Below are 314 nucleotides of genomic sequence, written 5' to 3'. Positions count from 1 at the left end.
CCGGTCACTTACTATGACAGCGGCAGCTACCAGCTGGTCTTCCAGGTGGCTGAGTTCCTGTGCGTGACACAGCCGGACCTGACGCTGAAGCCAGTGCTGGCCGAGAGCTGGTCGCCCAATGCCGACGGCAGCGTGTGGACCTTCAAGCTGCGCAAGGGCGTGAAATTTCACAACGGCGAGGACTTCAAGGCCGACGACGTCGTGGCGACCTTCGACCGCCTCGCCGATCCAAGCGGCGCGTCCAACGCGCTGTCGGTGTTCAAGGGCCTGTTGTCGAAAGGCGGCACCCGCAAGGTCGACGCCCACACCGTCGA

General features: G+C 64.0%; 1 protein-coding gene. It reads left to right on the top strand.

Features of this window, described 5'->3' with window-relative positions; genetic code table 11:
* Nucleotides 1-314 (top strand): ABC transporter substrate-binding protein (locus tag EN852_RS38260; protein ID WP_246694569.1); only part of this gene is annotated, 314 nt, incomplete at both ends.

The organism is Mesorhizobium sp. M2E.F.Ca.ET.209.01.1.1 (genome assembly GCF_004010375.2).
Taxonomy (GTDB): domain Bacteria; phylum Pseudomonadota; class Alphaproteobacteria; order Rhizobiales; family Rhizobiaceae; genus Mesorhizobium.
Note: the sequence above shows the minus strand (reverse complement) of the source record. Positions and strands in the feature narration are given on the sequence as shown.